A 21,634-nucleotide genomic window follows, 5' to 3' on the forward strand; every position below is an offset into this window, starting at 1 on the left:
TGCTTCGGTTAGGATCGAAGTATGAAAGAAGGTCCGGACATTGCCCGCATCGGAACATTGATCGGCGATCCCGCGCGCGCCAACATGCTGACGGCGTTGATGGGCGGCCAGGCGCTGACGGCGACCGAGCTTGCGCAAGCAGCCGGCGTGACGCTGCAGACGGCGAGTTCGCATCTTTCGAAACTGGAGGATGGCGGTCTCATCGCCCAGCGCAAGCAGGGACGGCATCGCTATTTCACGCTGGCCGATGCGGCGGCCGGCGCACTGCTCGAAAGTCTCATGGGGTTTGCCGCAAGCCGCGGGCACCTGCGCCACCAGCCCGGACCGAAGGATCCGGCGTTGCGCAAGGCGCGAGTCTGCTACGATCACCTGGCCGGCGATTACGGCGTCAGAATGCTCGATAGTTTCGTCAAGCGCGGTGCGATTGCGACCGACGGCGAGAACCTGGCGATGACCGAGGAAGGCCGGACGGAACTCGGCAGGATCGGCATCGATGTGGGAACACTTTCCTCCAGCCGCCGGCCGATCTGCAAATCCTGCCTCGACTGGAGCGAGCGGCGCTCGCATCTTGCCGGCACGCTCGGCAAGGCGCTGCTGTCGCATTTCCTCGAAAAAGGCTGGGCAAGGCGCAGCGGCGAAAGCCGCGCCGTGCTGTTCACGCCCGAGGGCGAGCGGAAATTCCTGGCGCTGTTTCCGGCGGATTGAGCCTTCGTCCCCGCACCAGCGCCCCTTGATATCCCTCTCCCGCGAGGCGGTCGCAAAGCCCGCCCCATTCGCAACCGGCGCAGGCGCGGCGCGTCGAACCGGCGGAAAAAGCTTCACGCAGCCTATCGAGCAGCGCCGGATCGGAAGCGATCACCGATCCTGCCTCAAGCTCACAACCAAGCAGCTTGCCAAGATCGGCAAGCGCCGCCGCATCACGACCGACAACCGATGCTGCGAGGCAATGTGCATTCTCATCCCGCAGAAGCGGCGCGCAGATATCGTCCGGGCCGGAGACGATCTCGATCGGCTCGCCAGCGGAAAGCCGGGCTGCGATCCGGCGATAGTTGGCGACGAAGGCCGGATTATAGCCTTCGCCGACAAAGGTCAGCATGCAGAGAAGATGATGCGGCCGCAGCCTGACCATTACTCTGCCGCAGTACGATTGCGGGAGGCGAGCACGGCCAGGGCGGCCGCCGCGAGACCTGATTTCAGCGCCGCACCGAGGATGAAGGGCGCGACACCCGCCCAGAACGCCTTTTCAGCGCCGATCAACGCCGCGAGCCAGACCCAGCCGAGCGCTAGGCACAAGAGGTTTGCGGCCAGATGCGCCGAAAAGCTGGCGACAAGGCGGCGTCCGGTCCAGCCGCGCTCGGCAAGCCAGCCGGCTGCGGCGGCGACCAGCGGGAAGGAAAAGAGATAACCGGCCGTAGCCCCCATGAAAGGAGCAATTCCGCCCGCGCCGCCCGCCAGAACCGGAGCGCCGAGCATGGCTTCACCGAGCCATGCTAGAACCGTCACCGCGCCGAGCCGCCAGCCATAGAGCACGCCGATCATGGTCACCGCGAAGGTCTGCATGGTGATCGGCACCGGCACCATCGGCACGGCGATCTGCGAGGCGATCGCCAGCGCGAGCGTGCCGGCCAGCACGAACACGGCCTTCGTCAGGACGGACCTGCCGGCCAGCCGCAGCGGATCGAATGCAAGGGCTTCATGGGAATTGGTCAGGGACATCAAGCGCTCCTTTTCAAATTATAGATAATTTCGATTCCCATCTATTTCATGAAGCACATTCACACCCTTCGCAAGTGGCTTTGTCGCGATCAATCGCCATCTGCGACACGATAAAGATCGAACAAGCAGAGATATCCGGCGATTTTGACAGATTTTGCAGGGAAATAAATTATCTATAATTTTTGATCATCAACCGACGATGGCGAAAGTCTCGCGCGACATACCCGCCCGAGAAGGCTGCGGGCCGCGGCCGATCCATTGGACATGCTTCTGGAGGATGGCCGCAGCCTCCTCCGCCCTTCCCTGACGTAGCGCGGCAAGAATGGCGCGATGATCGTGGTCGGTCCGCTTCTCCCAGCCGGATTGCCAGGCGGAGAACAGGAAACGGGCGCTCGCTGCGTGCAGGTCGTCGATCGAGGCAAGCAGCCGCTTCATGCCGCAGGGTGCGAGGATGAGGTTGTGGAACCGGCGGTTCGCCTCCTCCCAGGCCTGAACGTCGGCTGCCGCATCGCCCTCGCGGGTCGCCTCTTCGGCCGCATCAAGGATGGCCGGCGTCAGATGGCGCGCGGCATGGCGAAGTGCCAGCACTTCCAGCGCGGCACGCATTTCCGCCACTTCGCGGACTTCGGCGAGATCGAAGGATGCCACGCGAACGCCGCGGCGCGGCTCGCTGATCGCCAGCCCCTGCGCCTCCAACCGCCGGAAGGCTTCGCGCACCGGCACGTGGCTCGTCTGGAATTCCTCGGCGATATGATCCTGGCGAAGACGTGCGCCCGCGGCGAGCTCGCCGCGCACGATGCGATCGGCAAGTACCCGGCTGATGCGGCTGGCGATGGTGTCTTCCGGCTCCTTGCCCATGTTCGTTCCTTAGATGGCCATCCCTGCCTTGTCGAGAGCCGCCCGCTTCGCTTGCACCTGCCATGCAGGCGGATTGGTTGAGCTTTTCGCCCCGGTCGTATAAAAGGCCCGCCTCACTTCCGCATAAGGCATTCCATCCACACAAGGCTTCCATCATGAGCGGCTTCGACCTCATCATTTTCGACTGTGACGGCGTGCTCGTCGATTCCGAAATCATCGCGGCGCAGGTCGAATCGCGGCTTCTCACCGAAGCGGGTTATCCGATCAGCATCGAGGAAATGGGCGAGCGTTTCGCCGGCATGACCTGGAAGAACATCCTGCTGGCCGTGGAGAAGGAAGCGAACATACCCCTTTCCGCCTCGCTGCTCGACAAGTCGGAGAAACTGCTCGACGCCCGCCTCGCCCGCGACGTGAAGATCATCGACGGGGTGAGATTCGCGCTTGCCCGCCTCACGACGCAGCGCTGCATCTGCTCCAATTCGAGCAGCCACCGGCTCGACATGATGCTGGAGAAGGTCGGCCTCAAGCCCTATTTCGCACCGCATATCTATTCGGCCAAGGATCTCGGGGGCGACCGGGTGAAGCCGAAGCCGGACATCTTCCTGCACGCTGCCGAACAGTTCAAGGTTTCGCCGGACAAGGTGCTTGTCATCGAGGATTCCGTCCACGGCATCCATGGCGCGAAAGCCGCCGGCATGCGCGTCGTCGGCTTCACGGGCGCGTCGCACACCTATCCCAGCCATGCGGACCGGCTGACGGATGCCGGCGCGGAGACCGTAATCTCGCGCATGATGGACCTGCCGGCCGTGGTCGCAGCACTCGGGGAATGGAGCGGCGCGCTCTGAACCGGCCCGTTCGGTCAGGAGATGGTATCAGCTCCGGCGGGCCGACTTCTTTGCCGGGCCCGTCTCGAAGCCGAGACGCACGCGGGTGAAGCGCGAGGCGCCGCCCGGCGCATTCGGAATCTGCACGTCCGGCTTGTTGAAGATGAACTGCGTGCCGCCAGCCGGCATGTCGACCGGGAATGCCATCTTCTGTGAGTAGATGACATTGTCGCCGTCGATCACTTCGACGAGCACCGGCAGCGTGACCTTGCCGGGCGTACCCGCGGGACCCTGCACGATGCGACCCTGGGCGACCACATTGATGGTCAGCGTCGTTTCGTTGGCGGTGCATTGGCGCGTCGCGTCGGCGAGCGAGGCCTGGTAGAGCAGCTTTTCCGGATTATCCTGGCCGCCGCGCGCATAGGCACGGTATACGGCGGTCTGGTCCAGCATGACCACCTGGGGGCAGTAAGCCTGCACGACGGGGGTCACCGGCTGCTGGGCCTGCGCGGCGGACGTCAACCCTTCGGTGGATGATGAGGAATTGCAGCCTGCGAGAGCCGCCACGAACGATGCCGCCAGAAGACCACGTGAAATCTTGCCAAACACTCTACTCAACCCTCTTCCATCCCACGTTCCAGCCCATTTCCGGGCATTGCCTTTCGGAGAACCGGAGCGCCGTTTTCCGCTCTTTCACCGCACATTTTCATGGTCTATATCAGCGGCGCGAATAAAAATCGATTGGGGATTGAAGGTCGTGGACTACATTTCTACCCGGGGCGAAGCCGCGTCCCTCCGTTTCAGGGATGCCATGCTGGCCGGGCTCGCACGCGACGGCGGCCTTTACGTGCCACGCGAATGGCCGGTGCTGACGAAGAAGGAGATCCGCGCGCTGCGCGGCAAGAGCTACCAGGAAATCGCCTTCGAGGTCCTCAAACATTTCGTCGACGGCGAGATCCCGGATGACGTGTTCAAGGCGATGATCGACGAGGCCTATGCCACGTTCCGGCATCCGGCCGTGGTGCCGCTTGTCCAGACCGGCCCCAACGATTTCGTGCTCGAACTCTTCCACGGCACGACGCTCGCCTTCAAGGACGTGGCGATGCAATTGCTGGCGCGGCTGATGGATTACGTTCTCGCCGAACGCGGCGAGCGCGCCACCATCGTCGGCGCCACCTCTGGCGATACGGGGGGAGCGGCCATCGACGCCTTCGCCGGACGCGAGCGCACCGACATCTTCATCCTCTTCCCGCATGGCAAGGTCTCGCCCGTGCAGCAGCGGCAGATGACCACGTCGAAAGCGGCCAACGTGCATGCGCTGGCGATCAAGGGCAATTTCGACGACTGCCAGAACCTCGTCAAAGAGATGTTCAACGACGCAGCCTTCCGCGACCGCCTGAAGCTTTCGGGCGTCAATTCGATCAACTGGGCCCGCATCATGGCCCAGGTGGTCTATTACTTCACCGCCGCTGTTTCGCTCGGCGGGCCGGACCGAAAGATCTCCTTCACGGTGCCGACCGGCAATTTCGGCGACATTTTCGCCGGCTACGTCGCAAAGAAGATGGGCCTGCCGATCGACCGGCTGGTGATCGCCACCAACGACAACGACATCCTCGCCCGCGCGCTGAAGAGCGGCCGCTACGAGATGAAGGGTGTCAAGGCGACCACCTCGCCTTCGATGGACATCCAGATTTCCTCGAATTTCGAGCGGCTGCTGTTTGAATCCTGTGGCCGCGACGCTGCCGCGGTGCGGTCGTCCATGGCAGGCCTGAAACAGTCCGGGGCCTTCGAAATCAAGCCTGAGGCGCTCAAGGCCATCAAGCGCGAATTCCGCGCCGGACGGGCGACGGAACGCCAGGTGGCCGCGACAATCCGAGAGACGCTTGCCGAAACAGGCTACCTCATCGACCCCCATACGGCGACCGGTGTTTTCGTTGCGAAGAAGAACGCCCGAGGCTCGAGTCCGATGGTGACGCTTGCCACCGCGCATCCGGCCAAATTCCCGGCTGCGGTAAAATCCGCTTGCGGAATTGATCCGGCGCTTCCATCATGGCTTGCTGATCTCATGGAAAGGGAGGAGCGCTTCGATATCTTGGAGCCTGAGCTTAAGGCCGTCGAAACCTTCATCGGCCAGCATGCCCGCGCTTGAAGTCGTCGGTAGCGCCGGAAAGACATAAAGATGAATGTAGAAATCACCCGGCTTTCCTCCGGGCTGACAGTCGTCACCGAGACCATGCCCCATCTGGAGAGCGTTGCGCTGGGTGTCTGGATCAAGTCCGGTTCGCGTAACGAGACCGAGGACGAGCACGGGATCGCCCACCTCCTCGAGCACATGGCCTTCAAAGGCACCGCGCGCCGCAGCGCCCGCGATATCGCCGAGGAAATCGAAAATGTCGGTGGCGAACTCAACGCCGCCACGTCCACCGAGACCACCTCCTATTACGCCCGCGTGCTGAAGGATCATGTGCCTCTCGCAGTCGATATCCTCGCCGACATCCTGACGGAATCGGAATTCGACGAGGAAGAACTGCGCCGCGAAAAACATGTCATTCTGCAGGAGATCGGCGCGGCCAACGATACGCCGGACGACATCATTTTCGACCGCTTCTCCGAGGCCGCCTATCGCGGCCAGACGATCGGCAGGCCGATCCTCGGCACGCCAGAAACGGTGAAAGGCTTCACACCCGCGCAGATCCGCAACTATCTCTCGCGCAACTACACGACCGACCGGATGTTCGTGGTGGCCGCCGGCGCCGTCGATCACGGAGCCTTCTGCAAGCAGGTGGAAGAACGCTTCGCAAAGCTGCCCCGGACGCCGAGCACCACGCCCGTGCTGGAAACCGCCCGGTACATCGGTGGCGACGTGCGCGAAGACCGCGACCTCATGGACGCGCAACTCCTGATCGGCTTCGAAGGCAAGGCCTATCACATGCGCGACTTCTACTGTTCGCAAATTCTCGCGAACATCCTGGGCGGCGGCATGTCGTCGCGCCTCTTCCAGGAAGTGCGAGAGCATCGCGGCCTCTGCTATTCGGTCTATGCCTTCCACTGGGGCTTTTCCGATACCGGCATCTTCGGCATCCATGCCGCCACCGGCGGCGACGACCTGCCGAACCTTGTACCGGTCGTGATCGATGAGTTGCGCAAGGCATCCGAAACGATCGACCAGCAGGAAATCGACCGCGCCCGCGCCCAGATCCGCGCCCAGCTCCTGATGGGCCAGGAAAGCCCGGCGGCGCGCGCCGGCCAGATCGCCCGGCAGATGATGCTTTACGGGCGGCCAATCCCCAACCCCGAAATGATGGAAAGACTTGCCGGCATCACCACCGAACGGCTCACCGATCTTGCCGGACGGCTGTTTTTCGATACAGTTCCGACATTATCCGCCGTCGGCCCGATCGAGCAACTCGCGCCATTGGCCGACATCACCACGGCGCTTTCCTCGCCAGGGTTCCAGACGAAGAAGGCTGCCGGCTGATTCCGGCTGGAGCATGGCATGGCAAAGTCGGTGTTTCGGTTCTTGTCGCGGCAGCCGGACACACCAGAGCTTTATGGCGAAAACCACCTGCTCCGGCTTCCGCGCCACTCCGACTACAGGCAATGGTACAAGCTGCGTTCGGAAAGCCGAGCCTTCCTGCAGCCCTGGGAGCCGGTCTGGCGGCCGGACGAACTGACCGAGGCTTCGTTCCGCGCCCGCGTCATCAGAAGCGGGCAGGAATATGCGTCGGGCCTCGCCGTACCGCTCCTCCTCTTCCGCCGGGAGGATGACGTGCTGCTCGGCGGCCTCACCATCGGTTATATCCGCAGAGGTGCTGCGCAAAGCTGCATGATCGGATACTGGATGGGTGAAAAACATGCGGGGCAAGGCCATATGTTGGCCGCATTGAAGTTGGCTATCCCCTATATCTACGGCGGGCTTCAGTTGCACCGAATTGAGGCAGCCTGTATTCCGGAGAATTGGAAAAGTGTCCGGCTTCTCGAAAAAGCCGGCTTCGAGCGGGAAGGTCTTTTGCGAAAATACCTCAAAATCAACGGCGAATGGCGCGACCACCTGATGTTTTCCCGGTTGCCGGAAGATGGTGAATTCGGGAAGATGCTGAAACCATGAGCGCGGCGTCGTCTTGTATTGCGTATTTGCGTGGGCTGACCGCCAGAGTGTTTTCATCCGCGTTCGGGTGTGCCCCTCAACACCCCCCTCTGTCCGGCAGGACAAAGGGGGGTATCACATCCCGTCTGTTTAATCGGGCTTATGTGATCGCCACCTTCTTCGCCCTTATGTTCCTCACCGTTGCCGGTGCCCAGGCGGCGGAGCCGGTCAAAATCTCGCGTGACGACACGGCGCTCGACCTCACCAAGACGACCGATATCTACACCAATCAGGGCGAGGCCTTTCAGGTCTCCACCGCTGCCGGCGCCGATGGCATCCGCCGCCGTATCGAGGTGCGCGCCAGCTCCCCCCGTCACCAGGGCGACTGGGCGGTCTTCGCACTTTCCAACGTGTCGGAAGAACAGCTCGAACGGGTGATCGTCGCGCCGCACTTCCGCCTGGTGAACTCCAAGATGTTCTGGCCGGATCTCGGTTCGCAGCGCATCATCTCCATCACGCCGTCGGAAGGGTTTGCGCTGGACCGGGTGCCTAGCCCGGATGCGGACGTCTTCCGCATCACGCTCAATCCCGGTTCAACCATCACCTTCGTCGCGGAACTTGCCACACCTTCGCTGCCTCAGATCTACCTATGGCAACCAGATGCATACAAAGACACGGTCAACTCGTTCACGCTCTATCGCGGCATCGTGCTTGGCATTGCCGGCCTGCTCGCCGTCTTTCTGACCATCCTCTTCGTGGTGAAGGGCACGTCCATGCTGCCGGCAGCGGCGGCGCTTGCCTGGGCGGTCCTCGCCTACATCTGCGTCGACTTCGGTTTCCTCGACAAGCTGATCACCATCACCGCGAGTGACCAGCGCATCTGGCGCGCGGGTGCCGAAGTGGCGCTCGCCTCCTCGCTTGTCATCTTCCTGTTCACCTATCTGAACCTCAACCGCTGGCACGTGCATCTGGGCTATGCGACGCTCGCCTGGATCGTCGGGCTCGTGCTGCTCGGCGGCGTGGCAATCTATGACCCGTCCGTCGCAGCCGGCATCGCCCGTCTTTCCTTCGCACTGACCGGCACGGTCGGCATCCTGCTCATCATCTATCTCGGCTTCAACCGCTACGATCGGGCGATCCTGCTCGTGCCCACCTGGGCGCTGATCCTCGTCTGGCTGTTCGGCAGCTGGATGACGGTGACCGGGAGGCTCGACAACGATATCGTCCAGCCGGCGCTCGGCGGAGGCCTCGTCCTGATCGTTCTCCTGATCGGCTTCACGGTGATGCAGCACGCCTTTGCCGGCGGCGCCTATCAGCAAGGCCTGTTCTCCGATCTCGAACGGCAGTCGCTGGCGCTGACGGGCAGCGGTGATACCGTCTGGGACTGGGACGTGGCACGCGACCGCGTCGTCACGACGCCGGATATTTCCGCCCGCCTCGGACTGGACCCCGGCGCCATGCACGGACCGGTGCGCAACTGGGTGCCGCGGCTCCACCCGGACGATCGCGACCGTTTCCGCGCCACGCTCGACGTGCTTCTCGAACATCGCCGCGGCCGGCTGAACCACGAATTCCGCATTCGTGCCGAGGACGGTCATTTCCACTGGCTGCATATCCGTGCCCGGCCGGTGCTCGGCTTGAACGGCGAGATCATCCGCTGCGTCGGCACGATCGTCGACACGACCGAACAGAGGAATTCCGTCGAACGCCTGCTGCAGGATGCCCTGCACGACAATCTCACCGGCCTGCCGAACCGTCAGGTTTTCCTCGATCGCCTTCAATCCGTGCTGACGCTTGCGCCCAACGGCGATACCGTGCGGCCGACCGTCATGGCAATCGATATCGATCGCTACAAGCAGGTCAACGATTCGCTTGGAATCGCAGCAGGCGACAACATCCTGATCGCGCTGACGAGGCGGCTCCGACGCCTTCTCAAACCGCAGGATACGCTGGCGCGGCTTGCCGGCGACCAGTTCGGCCTCATTCTCGTATCCGAACGGGACCCGGCCAAGGTGGCGGACTTCGCCGATGCCGTTTCCAAGGCGATCATGGTGCCGATCAACTTCGCCAATCGCGAAATCATCCTGACCGCCTCGATCGGGCTTGCCTCCTGGGTCGACCAGCAGGAAAGCGCTGCCGGCATGCTCGCCGATGCCGAGCTTGCCATGTATCGGGCGAAACGGGGCGGCGGCAACCGCGTCGAGCCCTTCCGCCCCGCCTTCCGCACCTCCGGCACCGATAAACTGCAGATCGAGACGGATCTCCGCCGCGCCATCGAACGCAAGGAACTGTCGCTCGCCTACCAGCCGATCATCCGGTTGACGGACGGTGAAGTCGCCGGTTTCGAGGCGCTAATGCGGTGGGATCACCCGAAGCGCGGCAGCATACCGCCCTCGGAATTCATCCCGATCGCGGAGATGTCGGATCTGATCGAACCGCTCGGCCTGTTCGCCATGGACCGCGCCGCCTCCGACCTGATGAACTGGCAGCAGCAGACGGGCGAGCTGCCGATCTTCGTCTCGGTCAACCTGTCGAGCGCACAGCTTCTGAACGCCGAACTCTACAACGACGTGAGGACCCTGTTCCAGAAGACGCAGATCAATCCGGGCCAGATCAAGCTGGAACTCACCGAATCGCTGATGATGGAAAATCCGGAGCAGGCGCGCCTCGTGCTTGCCAAGCTCAAGGAGACGGGCCTCAGCCTGGCGCTCGACGATTTCGGCACCGGCTATTCCTCGCTTGCCTATCTCACGCAATTCCCCTTCGACACGATCAAGCTCGACAAGGCTCTGGTCAGGGATGCCACGGAAAAGCGGGCAGTCCTGCTACGATCGGTGATCGCCATGGCCCGGGCGCTCGAAATGACAGTGGTGGCGGAAGGTATAGAGACCGACGAGGATGCAGCGGAACTCGCCAAGATGGGCTGCCATTTCGGCCAGAGCTATCTTTTCGGCCCACCTGCCCCGGCGGACGCCGTGCTCAAGCTGCTGAAGGAACGATTCCCACTGACGAAAAGGGCGTAATCTTCACGCCGCCCTTCCCGCGCTCGGCCGTTCGCGGGCAAAGGGGCTCAATCCCAGCCACCGCTGCATGGAGGCCCCCATTTCGGGATCGCCGTCGAGTTCCAGCCGACCGGCATCCATTTCGGAGCGCACAGTCGCCACCCCCATCCAGATTGCCGTCATCGTGCGGAGCTGGCAGGTCACATAAAGATCGACGTCAAAGCCTGGATCAGTCGAACAGATATCGACATCACCCTCCTCGACGACGAGCCAATAGCGTTGTCGTGCCGGCGGCTGCTCGGGATAGTGGAAGAGAACGGTAGATCGCCGCGCAGGCAGCGGCATCGGATCGAGATTGCGGCGCATGTCCCACATCAGGAGCGCGGGATCGAGCTTTTGAAGGGCGTGCTGGGTTTCAACCCACTGGTGCCCCCAGAAGCCAAGGGTCATGACGACGTCGCGGAGGTCTTCTCCGGCCGGCGTCAGGTGGTATTCGATGGCGCCATCCGATGCTTTGCGGGTCTCGATGATCCCGGCCTGTGTCAGCTCCTTCAGGCGCTTCGAGAGCAGGGTCGGCGACATGCGCGGCACACCGCGCCTCAGATCGTTGAACCGGCGGCTGCCGCACAGGAGTTCCCGGAGAACCAACGGTGTCCAGCGCGTACAAACGACCTCGGCAGCCATCGCAACCGGGCAGAACTGACCGTAACTTGCGGTCATTTCCATTATGGAAGACCTCCGCGCCAATATCCGAAGTAGAATATTCCTCTTCTTCATAAGCACCAAGTCCATTTTCTGTACCATTGATTGTGCTGGGTGATTCCCCACTCGAGCCTCATGCCGAAAAGGCCACCGGCCGAACGGCAGTACACTTCCTGTACTTGCGGCCATCCGATCGGACGCGAACAATCCGCCTATTCTCAACAGGAGGAGGATAGGAACATGGTTACAACAACCGGACTTTCACCCTTGCACACCGTTCATGCGGAACTGGCGGGCATTGCCCGGTCGCTCGGGCCGACCTTTGCCGAGCGAGCCGAAACAGCCGACGCTAACGACGCTTTCGTTGCCGAAAACTATCGCGACCTGCGTGAAGCCGGCCTGGTCGAGGCCGGAGTTCCAACGGATCTCGGCGGCGGTGGCGCCGAGATCGCCGAACTTTGCGCCATGATCAAGGAACTTGCCCATCATTGCGGCTCGACCGCGCTGGCATTTTCCATGCACACGCATCAGGTGGCAATCCCCGCCTGGCGCTGGACCCGCCAGAAGGCCGCGCCCGTGGTGCCGCTCCTGAAACGCGTCGCAGCGGAACGGATCATTCTTCTGTCCAGCGGAGGCTCCGACTGGATCGAGGGATCGGGCAAAGCCGAGAAGGTCGATGGCGGTTACCGGATCACCGCGCGCAAGATCTTCACGTCCGGCTCGCCCGTGGGCGATATCCTGATGACGGGCGCTGTTCTTGATGAACCCGATGGGCCGAAAGTCATCCATTTCGGCGTGCCGATGAAATCGCCGCATGTCAAAATCCTCGACACCTGGAAAGCGATGGGCATGCGCGGCACGGGTTCGAACGACGTGATGATCGAAGGCCATGTGGTTCCGGATGATGCCGTCGCGCTGAAGCGCAACCAGGGTGAATGGCATATGCTCTTCCACATCATTTCGATGATCGCGTTCCCGCTGATCTATTCCGCCTATATGGGCGTGGCGGAAAGCGCCCGCGATATCGCCCTCCAGATGGCGAAGAAACGAGAGCCGGATGCCCATATTATCGCGCTGGCGGGAAGGATGGACACCGAACTCAGGGCAGCGCAATACGCCCATGCCGGCATGATTGCAGCGGCGGAGCGGGGCGAGCCTTCTCCGGCAACCACAAACGAGATGATGATCGGCAGGTCGCTCGTGGCGCGCCATGCAATTGCGGCGACCGAACTTGCCATGGAAACGGCAGGGGGTGCCGCATTCTACCGGGACAAAGGTCTCGAACGCCGCTTCCGCGATGTCCAGGGAGCACGCTATCATCCGATGCGAATCGGCGCGCAGCAGGAGTTTGCCGGCCGCACGGCGCTTGGCCTGGATACGCTCAAGACCTATTGAAGAGCGTCGCGACCTTTCGGATTTGCTTGCTACGCTTCAGGTTCCTGTTCTGACATATGTCGTCATCGCAAAACCGCTGCACACTTTTGCGCGACATGCGTTGGAGCGGGGGGCCTCTTGACAGGGATGTCAATTTACCCCCTAATTTTAAGGGGTTCTGAATACTTCCCTGACCTGCCCCGCCTTTCGATCCACCGGAGGGCGGGTTTATTTTTGGGACAGGCCGAGAGTTCATTCATCCCTGATGCTCATGAATGAGTCGATGCACGAATTCCAGCTTGCCGACGACCGCCGATGTCAGGATGAACGGGTAGAGATCCGGAACTCCCATCGAGCGGTGCACGCTGTTCAGTGCCATGCTGAAAGGAACCCAGGCCGAGACAAGCTGTTCTGCGCTCTGCGCGTTATAGGGATCGAAAGCGATTTCGGCCGCCAAGGCCTCATGCTGCCTCGTCGCGATCGACATGCCATAGGCGCGTGCCGTTTCCAGCGCATCGGCGATGTGGAGGTAATGCGCGAAGGTTTCGGCGAAGTCTTCCCAGGGATGGGTGCTCGCATACGTGCTGATGAAGAATTGCTGCCAGTCCGGCGGAGGACCCCACTCGTAATTCTGTTTCAGCGCCTCGGCATAGTCCCGCCTCTCGTCGCCGAACACGGCACGAAACGCCTCCAGCCTGCCGCCGTCGCGCACCAGCTTGTCCCACATGTAATGCCCGATCTCGTGGCGGAAGTGGCCGAGCATGGTGCGATAGGGCTCGTTCATCAGGACCCGCATCCGCTCGCGGGTAACATCGTCGGCTTCCGCGGCGCGGATGGCGATCAATCCATCCTCATGGCCGGTTATCGCCGGTACGACCGTGCCGTCCTGCTGCACCTCGTCCACCAGGAAATCGAAGACAAGGCCGCCTTCCGGATCCTCCTCGCGATTGGTGCGCGGCAAGTTCCAGCGCAGAAGCGAATAGAAGAGATGCCGCTGCGCCTGGCTGATGCGGCGCCACTGGCCGAGGCCAGCCTCCGTCGAGGCATCCGGCACAAGGCGGTTATGCCGGCAAGCGGGGCAGAAAGGGTGCGGATGATCCGCAAGCACGGTCCAGTTGCAGATGTCCATAGCGGCATTGGCGCAGAGCCGCACCTTGCGGGCGGGTTCGGCGACGAGATGCCATGTACCCTCCCCCGCATCTTCCACGAGCGCATGCATGGCGAGCATTTCCGGCACGAAGGCCAGCCGGTGGCCGCAATTCACACAGGAGCGGTTGTCGAAATGAATGGGCTGTCCGCAATGATCGCATTCGTAGAGGCGCATAGACGATCAACTCAGGCGTGACCTGCCTCGCTGGATAGCATCTCCGGGCTGACGCCAAGCAGCGCCAGCGCCCGTTCATATTTGCCCTCCAGCGCGCGGTCGAAGATCAGTTCGTCGTTCGCGGGGCAATTCAGCCACCCGTTGCTGGAAATCTCCAATTCAAGCTGGCCCGGACCCCAGCCGGCATAACCGAGCAGCATGGTTGCCCGCGCCGGCCCGCGCCCATTGCAAATGGCCCGGATGATATCGAGCGTAGCGGTCAGCGAAATGTCGTCACTGACCGGTATCGAGGACTCACTGACGAAATCATCCGAATGCAGCACGAAGCCGCGGCCGGTTTCCACCGGTCCGCCTGCGAGGATGGGAAAATCTCGTGTATCGCCGGGCAGCATGATCGCTTCCTGCTGATCCATAAGCTTCAGGTGCAGGAGAACGTCCGTGAAGGAGATGGGTTGTGCGCGATTGATGATAAAGCCCATGGCGCCCGCGGTGGAATGGGCGCAGATATAAACGACCGCACGCGCGAAATTGCTATCCTTCATGCCGGGCATGGCAATCAGGAACTGGCCATCGAGGAAACCCCGTTCGCACTTGTCCCTCAAGGTCGAGAAAGCCATCATGTCTCCAGCCTGCCTTCCGGCCCGAACTCCGGGCTTGAAGGGTTTTGAATCCACCATCTGATCAAGATGGGGCAGTCGGCCCCATCAATCAACCGAAAATGATCGGCTTTTCCCGGCTCATGACTAGTCCGGGTGAACCAGATCGATTAAACCTTTGGCCGATGACAGCAAAATCGGCCCGTAGCTCTTCGATCCGCACCTTCGTTGCACTTGCCGCATGCCTTGTGGCGGGCATCACGGTCAGCTTTGCCAACACAAGCCGTGCCGAGATCACGCCCTGGGCTACAAACGAAGGCGGCCGGATGCGGATCGTCGCGTTGCCTCCGGAGCCTGACGGTACGGTGCGAGGCGCGTTGCAGATCGAACCGAAGCCCGGCTGGATCACCTACTGGAAGGAACCCGGCGACGCCGGCATTCCGCCGCAGGTCGTTTTTTCCAAGGCAAGCGGTGTGACGCTAAGCCATGTTTCCTATCCCGTTCCGAAGCGGATCGACAACGGCAAACTGCGCGATATCGGTTACGACCGACCGGTGACCCTGCCTTTCGAGTTGAAAGTGGAAGGTCCCCACAAGTCGCTGAACCTCGGCGCGTCTGCCTTCGTGGGCCTCTGCCGCAATATCTGCATTCCCTTCCAGGCGGAGTTTTCCCTGGCGCTCGGTTCTACGAAGGGGACCCCGGCCGAGGAAGCGATGATCCTCAACATAGCCGCTTCCAGGCTGCCCGAAGGGCCTTCGGATGATTTCGCCGTCACGCATTATGCGATGACCCAAGGCCGCAACATCTTGAGTCTGAAGTTGAAGCTGCCGGAACAGACATCCGAGCCCCCGCAGGTGATCGTCACAGGGCCAGAGGGCCATGTGCTCTTCGACGGCATCAACGGCCGCCAGGATGGCGACGCCTATGCACTCGACATGCCGGTCGGCAAACTGCCCAAGAACTACGATATCAACGGCAAACGCTGGGGTATCCTGGTGATCGCCGGCAACCGCGCCATGGAAACCTCGCTGGCCTTCGAGTAAGTGGCTTCACAGCAGGCTTTCTGCTTCGCCTCTCCTTGTCATATGTCAAGTCCGGACTATAGTGCGCCGCAACTGGCCGGCCGGAGGTACGAGCCTGCCCAACCGAGGAGAGTTCCCATGACCATTGCCGTTGGCAGCAGACTGCCCTCCGCCACATTCAAGGAAAAGACCGCGGACGGTCCCGTGGAAATCACCACGGAACAGCTTTTTGCCGGCAGGAGGGTCGTCCTCTTTGCCGTTCCCGGCGCGTTCACGCCCACCTGCACGCTGAACCACCTGCCGGGCTATCTCGAAAACCGGGATGCGATCCTGGCGAAGGGTGTCGACGACATTGCCGTCCTTTCCGTCAACGACTGGCACGTCATGGGGGCCTGGGCCCAACAGACGGGCGGACTCGGCAAGATCCACTTCCTCGCCGATTGGGACGGCGCGTTCACCAAGGCGCTCGGGCTTGACCTCGACCTTTCCGCCGGAGGCCTGGGGGTTCGCTCGAAGCGCTATTCGATGCTCATCGAGGATGGCGTGGTGAAGTCGCTCAATATCGAGGAAAGCCCCGGACAGGCGACCGTTTCCGGCGCTGCAGCGATGCTGGAACAGCTTTAGGCGATACCTGCAATCTGCTTCAGGGGCGCTTCGGCGCCCTTTTTTCTCCCGCGCCAGACCGGCAGACGATGGCCGCGGGCAAGCGTCCGCAGCCTCACAAAGCCATATCGAAGACCATCAGCCCCGAAAGCCCGCCATCGGCGGAGGCGATAATACGATCGCCGACAGCGACATGGTCTGGATGGACCAGATAGGCGTCGCGCGCCTCCGGGCTCTCGAAGGTCACGATGAAACCATCGAGAAAGCCGCCGTTCAGGCCTTCCGGCGAAACGTTCGGGCCGTATTTGAAATCGAGAATGCCGGGGGTGACGTTTTTCAACGCGGCGACCGCGTCATAGATCGCCTGCTTGTCGGCATGCTGGAGAGCCGCCTTGAACCGAACGAAGACGCAATGCAGGATCATGAGGCTCTCCCGGTTTTGGTTTGCGGCAGAATAGTGGCTGGCACGGCAAGCGCAACCACGTGTCAGGCGATTTCCAGAAGAAGCGCACGGTGGTCCGAGACTTCCGGTTCGGCGACAACCTCGAATTTCTCGATCCTCACCTGGGGCGTCACCAGGAGATAGTCCGCATAGCGGCCCTCCTTCGGATACCAGGAGGTGCGCGTATCGGTGAAACCACGCGTGGTGACGAGATCGGTGAGGCCGAGTCTTTCGAGAATCGCGAAGGTCTCACTGTCCGGCAGGAGATTGAAATCACCGCAGACGACCAGTCCATCCCCCGGCTGCCGGACCTTTTCGATAAGACCTGCCAAAGCGTGAGCCTGCGCCAGCCGCGCCGGCGTGTCACCCTTGCCGGCGAGATCGCGCAGGCCGTGCATCTGCACGATCGTCACCGCCGAGCCCGTATTACCGCGAAAGATGCGGATACCATGGGCATTGCGGGGACGCGGATGTTCGCCGAAACCGGAGACAGGAAAGTCTCCGTGGATGAAGCCCTGGACCTGGCCGATCACCGGCAGCCCCCAACGGACGAAGGTTGCAAGTCCCCATTCGGATGCTACTTCGCGATCGCCATCATAGAGCGGGCCGCGTGCGGCGGGAGCGAAAAAGGCATGATGGCCACGTAGAATCGCAGTCACATCCTCCAGCAAGCTGGCGCGCTGCGGCAACTTGAAGTCACCCTCGCGGAAGGTCAGCCAGCCGCAGCCAGAACCCGCGACATGGGTGACTTCCTGAAGGCAGAGCACATCCGGATCGGCCGCCTCGAGGTATTGCATCAGCGGCTCGTGGACGCGACCACCCCAGGCATTCAGGCAGATGAGACGAAGGGCCATGGGTCAGCGCTCCGCCGAAACGATCAGGAACATCGGCCGGTCCATCTCTTCGGCGAGATCGGGATTGGCGGCGATCTGATCCGGCGAGGGATGCCATTCGATGACGCGGCGGATCGCAAAGCCGTTGTCGATCAGCGTGTTCAGCGTCGTGCCGAGGGTACGGTGATATTTGACGACACCCTTGGCGAGCCAGTCGGTCGTGCGTTTACCCTCGACCGAATAGTCATCCACCGGCCAAAATCTCTTGCCAGTTCCATCCGTCTGCCAGTCCGGATTGGCCGAGGCCATGTAAATCGGGTGCTCGATCATGAAAATGAATTTTCCACCCGGCAAAAGGGCATCATGCACCTGCCGCACCAGGCGATCGAAACCTTCCAGATAGTGAAAGGCAAGCGCGCTATAGGCGAGATCGAAGGCTGCACTGGGCAGCTCCACCTGTTCCAGATCGGCGATCTCGTAGGTGACGGCCGGATGAGCATTCTCCGTCTGCCCCCGGGCGATCATGTTTTCGGAAAGGTCGAGACCAAGCACCGCTGCGGCGCCCTCTTCCGCCGCAAACCGTGCAAACCAGCCGAACCCGCAGCCGAGATCGATGACGCGCAGCCCCTTCATCGGCGGCAGCAAGGTGCGGATCACCGGCCATTCGGCAGCACCGGCAAGGCCATATACCGACCTGCCGAGCTGGCTGTAACCGGCGAAAAATTCCGGTCTGTCATAGATGTTCTGGGCCATCGTTCCCTCCGCGGCCGGTCGATCTACTTCTTCTTGAACGGCGCCATGCCGAGCCTGGCGAGTTCGTCGGCGCGCTCGTTTTCCGGATGGCCGGCATGGCCCTTGATCCAGTGCAGCGTCACCTTGTGCTTGCTGCGCGCTTCCTCGAGCTGCTGCCAGAGTTCGGCATTCTTGACGGGCTTCTTGTCTGCGGTCTTCCAGCCGTTCCTTTTCCAGCCGAAAATCCACTTGGAAATGCCATCCTTCACATAGGCGCTGTCGGTATAAAGGTCGACCTCGCAGGGCTGCTTGAGCGCGCTGAGCGCCTGGATCGCAGCCATCAGCTCCATGCGGTTATTGGTCGTTTCCGCCTCGCCGCCGAACATTTCCTTTTCGCTTTCGCCATAACGCAGGATGGCGCCCCAGCCGCCCGGGCCGGGATTGCCGGAACAGGCCCCGTCGGTAAAAATATCGACATGCTTCATGACGAGATCGCTTCCGATGCCAGGCCATATTCGGCGGCAGAGGCGATCTGCCGGTGGAAGCGCAACTTGCGCAGGTATTCGAGCGGGTCCTTCTTGACCACCAGCGCGCCGGGCGGCGTCGTCAGCCAGTCGTAAAGCCTTGTCAGGAAGAAACGCAGCGCCGAACCGCGCGACAGGACCGGGAGGGCAGCAATCTCCTCCGGCGAAAGCGGACGCACGCTCTGATAGCCTTCCAGCATCGCCATGCCCTTGGTGAGGTTGTAGGCGCCGTCCTTTTCGAAGCACCAGGCATTCAGGCAGATCGAGACGTCATAGGCGAGCAGGTCGTTGCAGGCGAAATAGAAGTCGATCAAGCCGGAAAGCCCGTCGCCTAAAAAGAAGACGTTGTCCTGGAAGAGGTCGGCATGGATGACACCTGCCGGCAGATCCTTCGGCCAATTGCCGGCCAGAAAATCGAGCTCGGAGGCGATCTCGTCCTGTAGTCCCTTTTCCACCTCGTCGGCACGGTCGGCGGATTTCGCCCAGAGCGCCTTCCATCCTTCGAGCGACAGCGCATTCGGCCGCGTCAGCGGAAAGCCCTCGCCCGCAAGATGCATCTGAGCAAGCGCCTTGCCCACTTCCCGGCAGTGCTTCGCCTCCGGCTTCCTCAACCACATGCCTTCCAGGAAGGAAATGAGCGCAGCCGGGCGGCCGGAAAGCTCGCCGAGCAACTGACCGTCGTGACGCGGCAGCGGCAACGGGCAGGACAGGCCACGCGCATAAAGATGCTGCATCAGGCCAAGGAAGAACGGCAGGTCGGCCTTCTCCACCCGCTTTTCATAGAGCGTCAGGATCAGCGGCCCGCGGGTTGTGTGCAGCAGGAAATTCGAGTTCTCGACACCTTCGGCGATGCCCTTGTAGGAGGTCAGTTCGCCGACATCGTATTCGGTCAGGAAATGTTTGAGGTCGTCCTCAGTAATATCGGTGTAAACGGCCAAGGTGTCATTCCGCTGTGATTCTGCCGGCAGAGGTATTACGGCTCTTCCTAACCGCTCCCCCCGCCCTTCGCTAGGGCTCAGGGCGTTCGAAGCTGAAATCGATTCACTGGATCGATTTCTCCGGCTCCGCCGGAACGCTTCTCACCCATTCACCCATTCCATGTCCTCATGGGTCAAGGGCACGCCGCGCAGTTCGCGATTGACGAGGAAATTCTCGTTCTCCTCCGCCGTGATCGCCAGTTCGATCTCGGCAGCGAACCGTTCCTTGAAGGCCGCGATGATCTCGTCGACGATGACCTCGGGAGCCGAAGCGCCGGCGGAAAGACCGAGGGTGCGGATGTCGCCGATCTCGTCCCAGTTCAGTTCCGAGGCCCTCTGCACCAGCAGCGAACGCTTGGCACCGGCGCGCAGAGCCACCTCCACCAGCCGTTTGGAATTTGACGAATTCGGTGCACCAACGACGATGAAGAGGTCGCAGCCCGGTGCTGCTTCCTTGACCGCCTCCTGGCGGTTGGTGGTCGCGTAGCAAATGGAATCAGCCGCCGGGGCGGTAAGGTTCGGAAAGCGCTCCTGCAGCCTGGCGATCACGCCCGCCGTATCGTCCACCGACAGAGTGGTCTGGGTGACGTAGCCAAGATTATCGGGATCGGCGGGCTGGTACCTGTCGGCATCCTCAACCGTCTCGATCAGCGAGACAGTACCGGGAGGGAGCTGGCCCATCGTGCCGATCACTTCCGGATGACCGGCATGACCGATGAGGACGACATGGCGGCCGAGCCGCTGGTGGCGCATGGCCTGCTTATGAACCTTGGAGACCAGCGGGCAGGTCGCGTCGAGATAGAAGAGATTGCGCGCCTCGGCATCCTGCGGCACGGATTTCGGCACGCCATGGGCGGAGAAGACGACCGGCTGCTCGCGATGCTCGGCCGGGATCTCGTCAAGCTCCTCCACGAAAATCGCGCCCTTCGCCTCCAGTCCCTCGACCACGTAGCGGTTGTGGACAATCTCGTGGCGAACATAGACCGGGGCGCCATAGGCTTTCAGCGCCAGAACGACGATCTGGATCGCCCGGTCGACGCCGGCGCAGAACCCGCGCGGGCCGCAAAGGCGGATCGTCAGGGGGGGCTTTTTCACCTGGATATTCATTCCGGTCCCATGGTCATTGCTTGCGCTCCATATAGGCGAGCGAATCCGGCTGCGCCAAGGAAAATGTTGCCTATTGCCCGGACGCGCCCGGACGTTTACGCCGCATCCAGACGCCCGCAACCACCGCAACCAGCGCCGCCGCCAGCCCGTACCAGGTGATGGCATACTGGAGGTGGTTGTTCGGCAGTTCGAACTGGGTCACGCCTCCCCTCGGCCAGCCGCCCGGATTTTCGACGGAAGCATCGGCATCCACGAAGAAGGGAACCATCTTCGATGCATCAAGCCCGACGCTCGAAACCATGGCGTCCAGATCCTTCCAGTAGAAGATGTTCTTGGCGAGATCGTTGTCCGGCACGATATAGGAAGGCTTTCCCGCGAGCCGCGAACGGGCATAACCGGTGACGGTCTGCTCGCCCGAGATCTCGCCGGCAGCACGGGTCGCCGGGTCCTTCATTTCATAGGGGACGAAGCCACGGTTGACGAGAAGGATGCGGCCGTCGGCAAGCGTCATCGGCGTGTAAACGTAGAAACCGGTCTGCCCCTCGAAGGTCGCGAAGAAATGCCGCTCCTTTGTGTGATCGAACGTGCCGGTCACCGAGACACGGCGGTACTCGATTTCGCCGCTGCTCTTTTCGATCGCTTCGACATCCGCAAGCGCGACCGGCGCCGCCGCACGGCGCTCGGCGATGTCAGCAAGCAGGCCTTCTTTCCAGTGCAGGCGTTCCACCTGCCAGGTGCCGAGCGACAGCAGGATCGCCAGCGCCGCAAGGATTACCGCAGCCGTGGCAATTGCCCTGCTGCGACTGCGGGTCGGCCCGCCGCCTGATGCGGTTTCCGGAGAGGCTTTCATCACCATCGAATTCCTGTCCTCGAAAAAGCAGAAGGGCGGCTTTCGCCGCCCCCGCCAATCT

The 21,634-nt window shown here is 62.0% G+C and carries 23 protein-coding genes; 9 read left to right on the forward strand and 14 right to left on the reverse strand.

The window, feature by feature from the left end; all coding sequences use genetic code 11:
* Nucleotides 1-21: 21 nt before the first annotated feature.
* Nucleotides 22-705, forward strand: a complete 684-nt coding sequence (locus ABK249_RS00450; protein ID WP_037158037.1) for an ArsR/SmtB family transcription factor — start codon at nt 22-24, stop codon at nt 703-705.
* On the opposite strand, the gene ABK249_RS00455 is transcribed toward ABK249_RS00450, so the two are convergent.
* The 3 genes from ABK249_RS00455 to ABK249_RS00465 form a co-directional block, all read right to left on the reverse strand.
* Nucleotides 656-1,129, reverse strand: a complete 474-nt coding sequence (locus ABK249_RS00455; protein WP_037158040.1) for a DUF1284 domain-containing protein — start codon at nt 1,127-1,129, stop codon at nt 656-658. The two genes, ABK249_RS00450 and ABK249_RS00455, sit on opposite strands and share 50 nt — an antisense overlap.
* Nucleotides 1,129-1,716 carry a biotin transporter BioY gene (locus ABK249_RS00460; RefSeq protein ID WP_037158042.1) on the reverse strand — a complete coding sequence of 196 codons (588 nt, stop codon included), beginning with the start codon at nt 1,714-1,716 and terminating at the stop codon, nt 1,129-1,131. Before ABK249_RS00460 ends, ABK249_RS00455 begins: the two co-directional genes overlap by 1 nt.
* A 189-nt stretch (nt 1,717-1,905) precedes the next feature.
* Nucleotides 1,906-2,574, reverse strand: a complete 669-nt coding sequence (locus ABK249_RS00465; RefSeq protein WP_037158044.1) for a GntR family transcriptional regulator — start codon at nt 2,572-2,574, stop codon at nt 1,906-1,908.
* A gap of 155 nt (nt 2,575-2,729) precedes the next feature.
* Here ABK249_RS00465 and ABK249_RS00470 point away from each other — a divergent pair, with 155 nt between their 5' ends.
* Complete coding sequence (locus ABK249_RS00470; protein ID WP_037158046.1) at nt 2,730-3,419, forward strand: HAD family hydrolase; 690 nt, start codon at nt 2,730-2,732, stop codon at nt 3,417-3,419.
* A gap of 27 nt (nt 3,420-3,446) precedes the next feature.
* On the opposite strand, the gene ABK249_RS00475 is transcribed toward ABK249_RS00470, so the two are convergent.
* Entirely contained in the window at nt 3,447-4,007 is a 561-nt protein-coding gene (locus ABK249_RS00475) for a PilZ domain-containing protein (RefSeq protein ID WP_081953010.1), read from the reverse strand.
* A 139-nt stretch (nt 4,008-4,146) separates the two neighbouring features.
* On the opposite strand from ABK249_RS00475, the gene thrC reads away from it, so the two are divergent.
* The 4 genes from thrC (at nt 4,147) to ABK249_RS00495 (ending at nt 10,508) form a co-directional block, all read left to right on the forward strand.
* A complete protein-coding gene (thrC, locus tag ABK249_RS00480; protein WP_200884012.1) occupies nt 4,147-5,547 on the forward strand; it encodes a threonine synthase in 1,401 nt (466 codons plus the stop codon).
* Nucleotides 5,548-5,577: 30 nt separating this feature from the next.
* Nucleotides 5,578-6,876: a M16 family metallopeptidase gene (locus tag ABK249_RS00485; protein WP_037158048.1), complete on the forward strand. Its 1,299-nt coding sequence runs from the start codon at nt 5,578-5,580 to the stop codon at nt 6,874-6,876.
* Nucleotides 6,877-6,894: 18 nt separating this feature from the next.
* A complete protein-coding gene (locus ABK249_RS00490) occupies nt 6,895-7,506 on the forward strand; it encodes a GNAT family N-acetyltransferase (RefSeq protein WP_037158055.1) in 612 nt (203 codons plus the stop codon).
* Between the two features lie 143 nt (nt 7,507-7,649).
* Entirely contained in the window at nt 7,650-10,508 is a 2,859-nt protein-coding gene (locus ABK249_RS00495; protein WP_052183140.1) for an EAL domain-containing protein, read from the forward strand.
* Between the two features lie 3 nt (nt 10,509-10,511).
* On the opposite strand, the gene ABK249_RS00500 is transcribed toward ABK249_RS00495, so the two are convergent.
* Nucleotides 10,512-11,213 (reverse strand): winged helix-turn-helix transcriptional regulator, encoded by a 702-nt coding sequence (locus ABK249_RS00500; RefSeq protein WP_037158057.1) that lies wholly within the window; start codon nt 11,211-11,213, stop codon nt 10,512-10,514.
* A 216-nt stretch (nt 11,214-11,429) separates the two neighbouring features.
* Here ABK249_RS00500 and ABK249_RS00505 point away from each other — a divergent pair, with 216 nt between their 5' ends.
* Nucleotides 11,430-12,584 (forward strand): acyl-CoA dehydrogenase family protein, encoded by a 1,155-nt coding sequence (locus ABK249_RS00505; RefSeq protein ID WP_052183141.1) that lies wholly within the window; start codon nt 11,430-11,432, stop codon nt 12,582-12,584.
* A 235-nt stretch (nt 12,585-12,819) separates the two neighbouring features.
* On the opposite strand, the gene ABK249_RS00510 is transcribed toward ABK249_RS00505, so the two are convergent.
* Nucleotides 12,820-13,887 (reverse strand): zinc-binding metallopeptidase family protein, encoded by a 1,068-nt coding sequence (locus ABK249_RS00510; protein WP_037158064.1) that lies wholly within the window; start codon nt 13,885-13,887, stop codon nt 12,820-12,822.
* 11 nt (nt 13,888-13,898) lie between these two features.
* Nucleotides 13,899-14,504 (reverse strand): YqgE/AlgH family protein, encoded by a 606-nt coding sequence (locus tag ABK249_RS00515; RefSeq protein WP_037158068.1) that lies wholly within the window; start codon nt 14,502-14,504, stop codon nt 13,899-13,901.
* Nucleotides 14,505-14,668: 164 nt separating this feature from the next.
* Between ABK249_RS00515 and ABK249_RS00520 the strand changes: the two genes are divergently transcribed.
* Together ABK249_RS00520 and ABK249_RS00525 are read left to right on the forward strand one after the other, a co-directional pair.
* Nucleotides 14,669-15,526 carry a protein-disulfide reductase DsbD domain-containing protein gene (locus tag ABK249_RS00520; RefSeq protein ID WP_052183142.1) on the forward strand — a complete coding sequence of 286 codons (858 nt, stop codon included), beginning with the start codon at nt 14,669-14,671 and terminating at the stop codon, nt 15,524-15,526.
* 117 nt (nt 15,527-15,643) lie between these two features.
* The gene (locus tag ABK249_RS00525; protein WP_037158071.1) at nt 15,644-16,129 is read left to right on the forward strand and encodes a peroxiredoxin; all 486 of its coding nucleotides are present in this window, start codon (nt 15,644-15,646) and stop codon (nt 16,127-16,129) included.
* A gap of 94 nt (nt 16,130-16,223) precedes the next feature.
* Here ABK249_RS00525 and ABK249_RS00530 read toward each other — a convergent pair whose 3' ends face one another.
* The 7 genes from ABK249_RS00530 to ABK249_RS00560 form a co-directional block, all read right to left on the reverse strand.
* Nucleotides 16,224-16,532 (reverse strand): Dabb family protein, encoded by a 309-nt coding sequence (locus tag ABK249_RS00530; protein WP_037158073.1) that lies wholly within the window; start codon nt 16,530-16,532, stop codon nt 16,224-16,226.
* A gap of 62 nt (nt 16,533-16,594) precedes the next feature.
* Nucleotides 16,595-17,404, reverse strand: a complete 810-nt coding sequence (locus ABK249_RS00535) for an endonuclease/exonuclease/phosphatase family protein (protein WP_037158080.1) — start codon at nt 17,402-17,404, stop codon at nt 16,595-16,597.
* 3 nt (nt 17,405-17,407) lie between these two features.
* A complete protein-coding gene (locus tag ABK249_RS00540; protein ID WP_037158083.1) occupies nt 17,408-18,136 on the reverse strand; it encodes a class I SAM-dependent methyltransferase in 729 nt (242 codons plus the stop codon).
* Between the two features lie 23 nt (nt 18,137-18,159).
* The gene (gene rnhA / locus ABK249_RS00545; RefSeq protein ID WP_037158086.1) at nt 18,160-18,600 is read right to left on the reverse strand and encodes a ribonuclease HI; all 441 of its coding nucleotides are present in this window, start codon (nt 18,598-18,600) and stop codon (nt 18,160-18,162) included.
* Nucleotides 18,597-19,577, reverse strand: a complete 981-nt coding sequence (locus ABK249_RS00550; RefSeq protein WP_037158093.1) for a homoserine kinase — start codon at nt 19,575-19,577, stop codon at nt 18,597-18,599. The genes rnhA and ABK249_RS00550 overlap by 4 nt, the downstream gene beginning before the upstream one ends.
* 141 nt (nt 19,578-19,718) lie before the next feature.
* Complete coding sequence (ispH, locus tag ABK249_RS00555; RefSeq protein WP_037158096.1) at nt 19,719-20,723, reverse strand: 4-hydroxy-3-methylbut-2-enyl diphosphate reductase; 1,005 nt, start codon at nt 20,721-20,723, stop codon at nt 19,719-19,721.
* Between the two features lie 70 nt (nt 20,724-20,793).
* Nucleotides 20,794-21,579 carry an SURF1 family protein gene (locus tag ABK249_RS00560; RefSeq protein ID WP_081953011.1) on the reverse strand — a complete coding sequence of 262 codons (786 nt, stop codon included), beginning with the start codon at nt 21,577-21,579 and terminating at the stop codon, nt 20,794-20,796.
* Nucleotides 21,580-21,634: the final 55 nt, after the last annotated feature.

The sequence above is a fragment of the Neorhizobium phenanthreniclasticum genome, assembly GCF_040066075.1.
GTDB classification, from domain to species: Bacteria; Pseudomonadota; Alphaproteobacteria; order Rhizobiales; family Rhizobiaceae; genus Neorhizobium; species Neorhizobium petrolearium.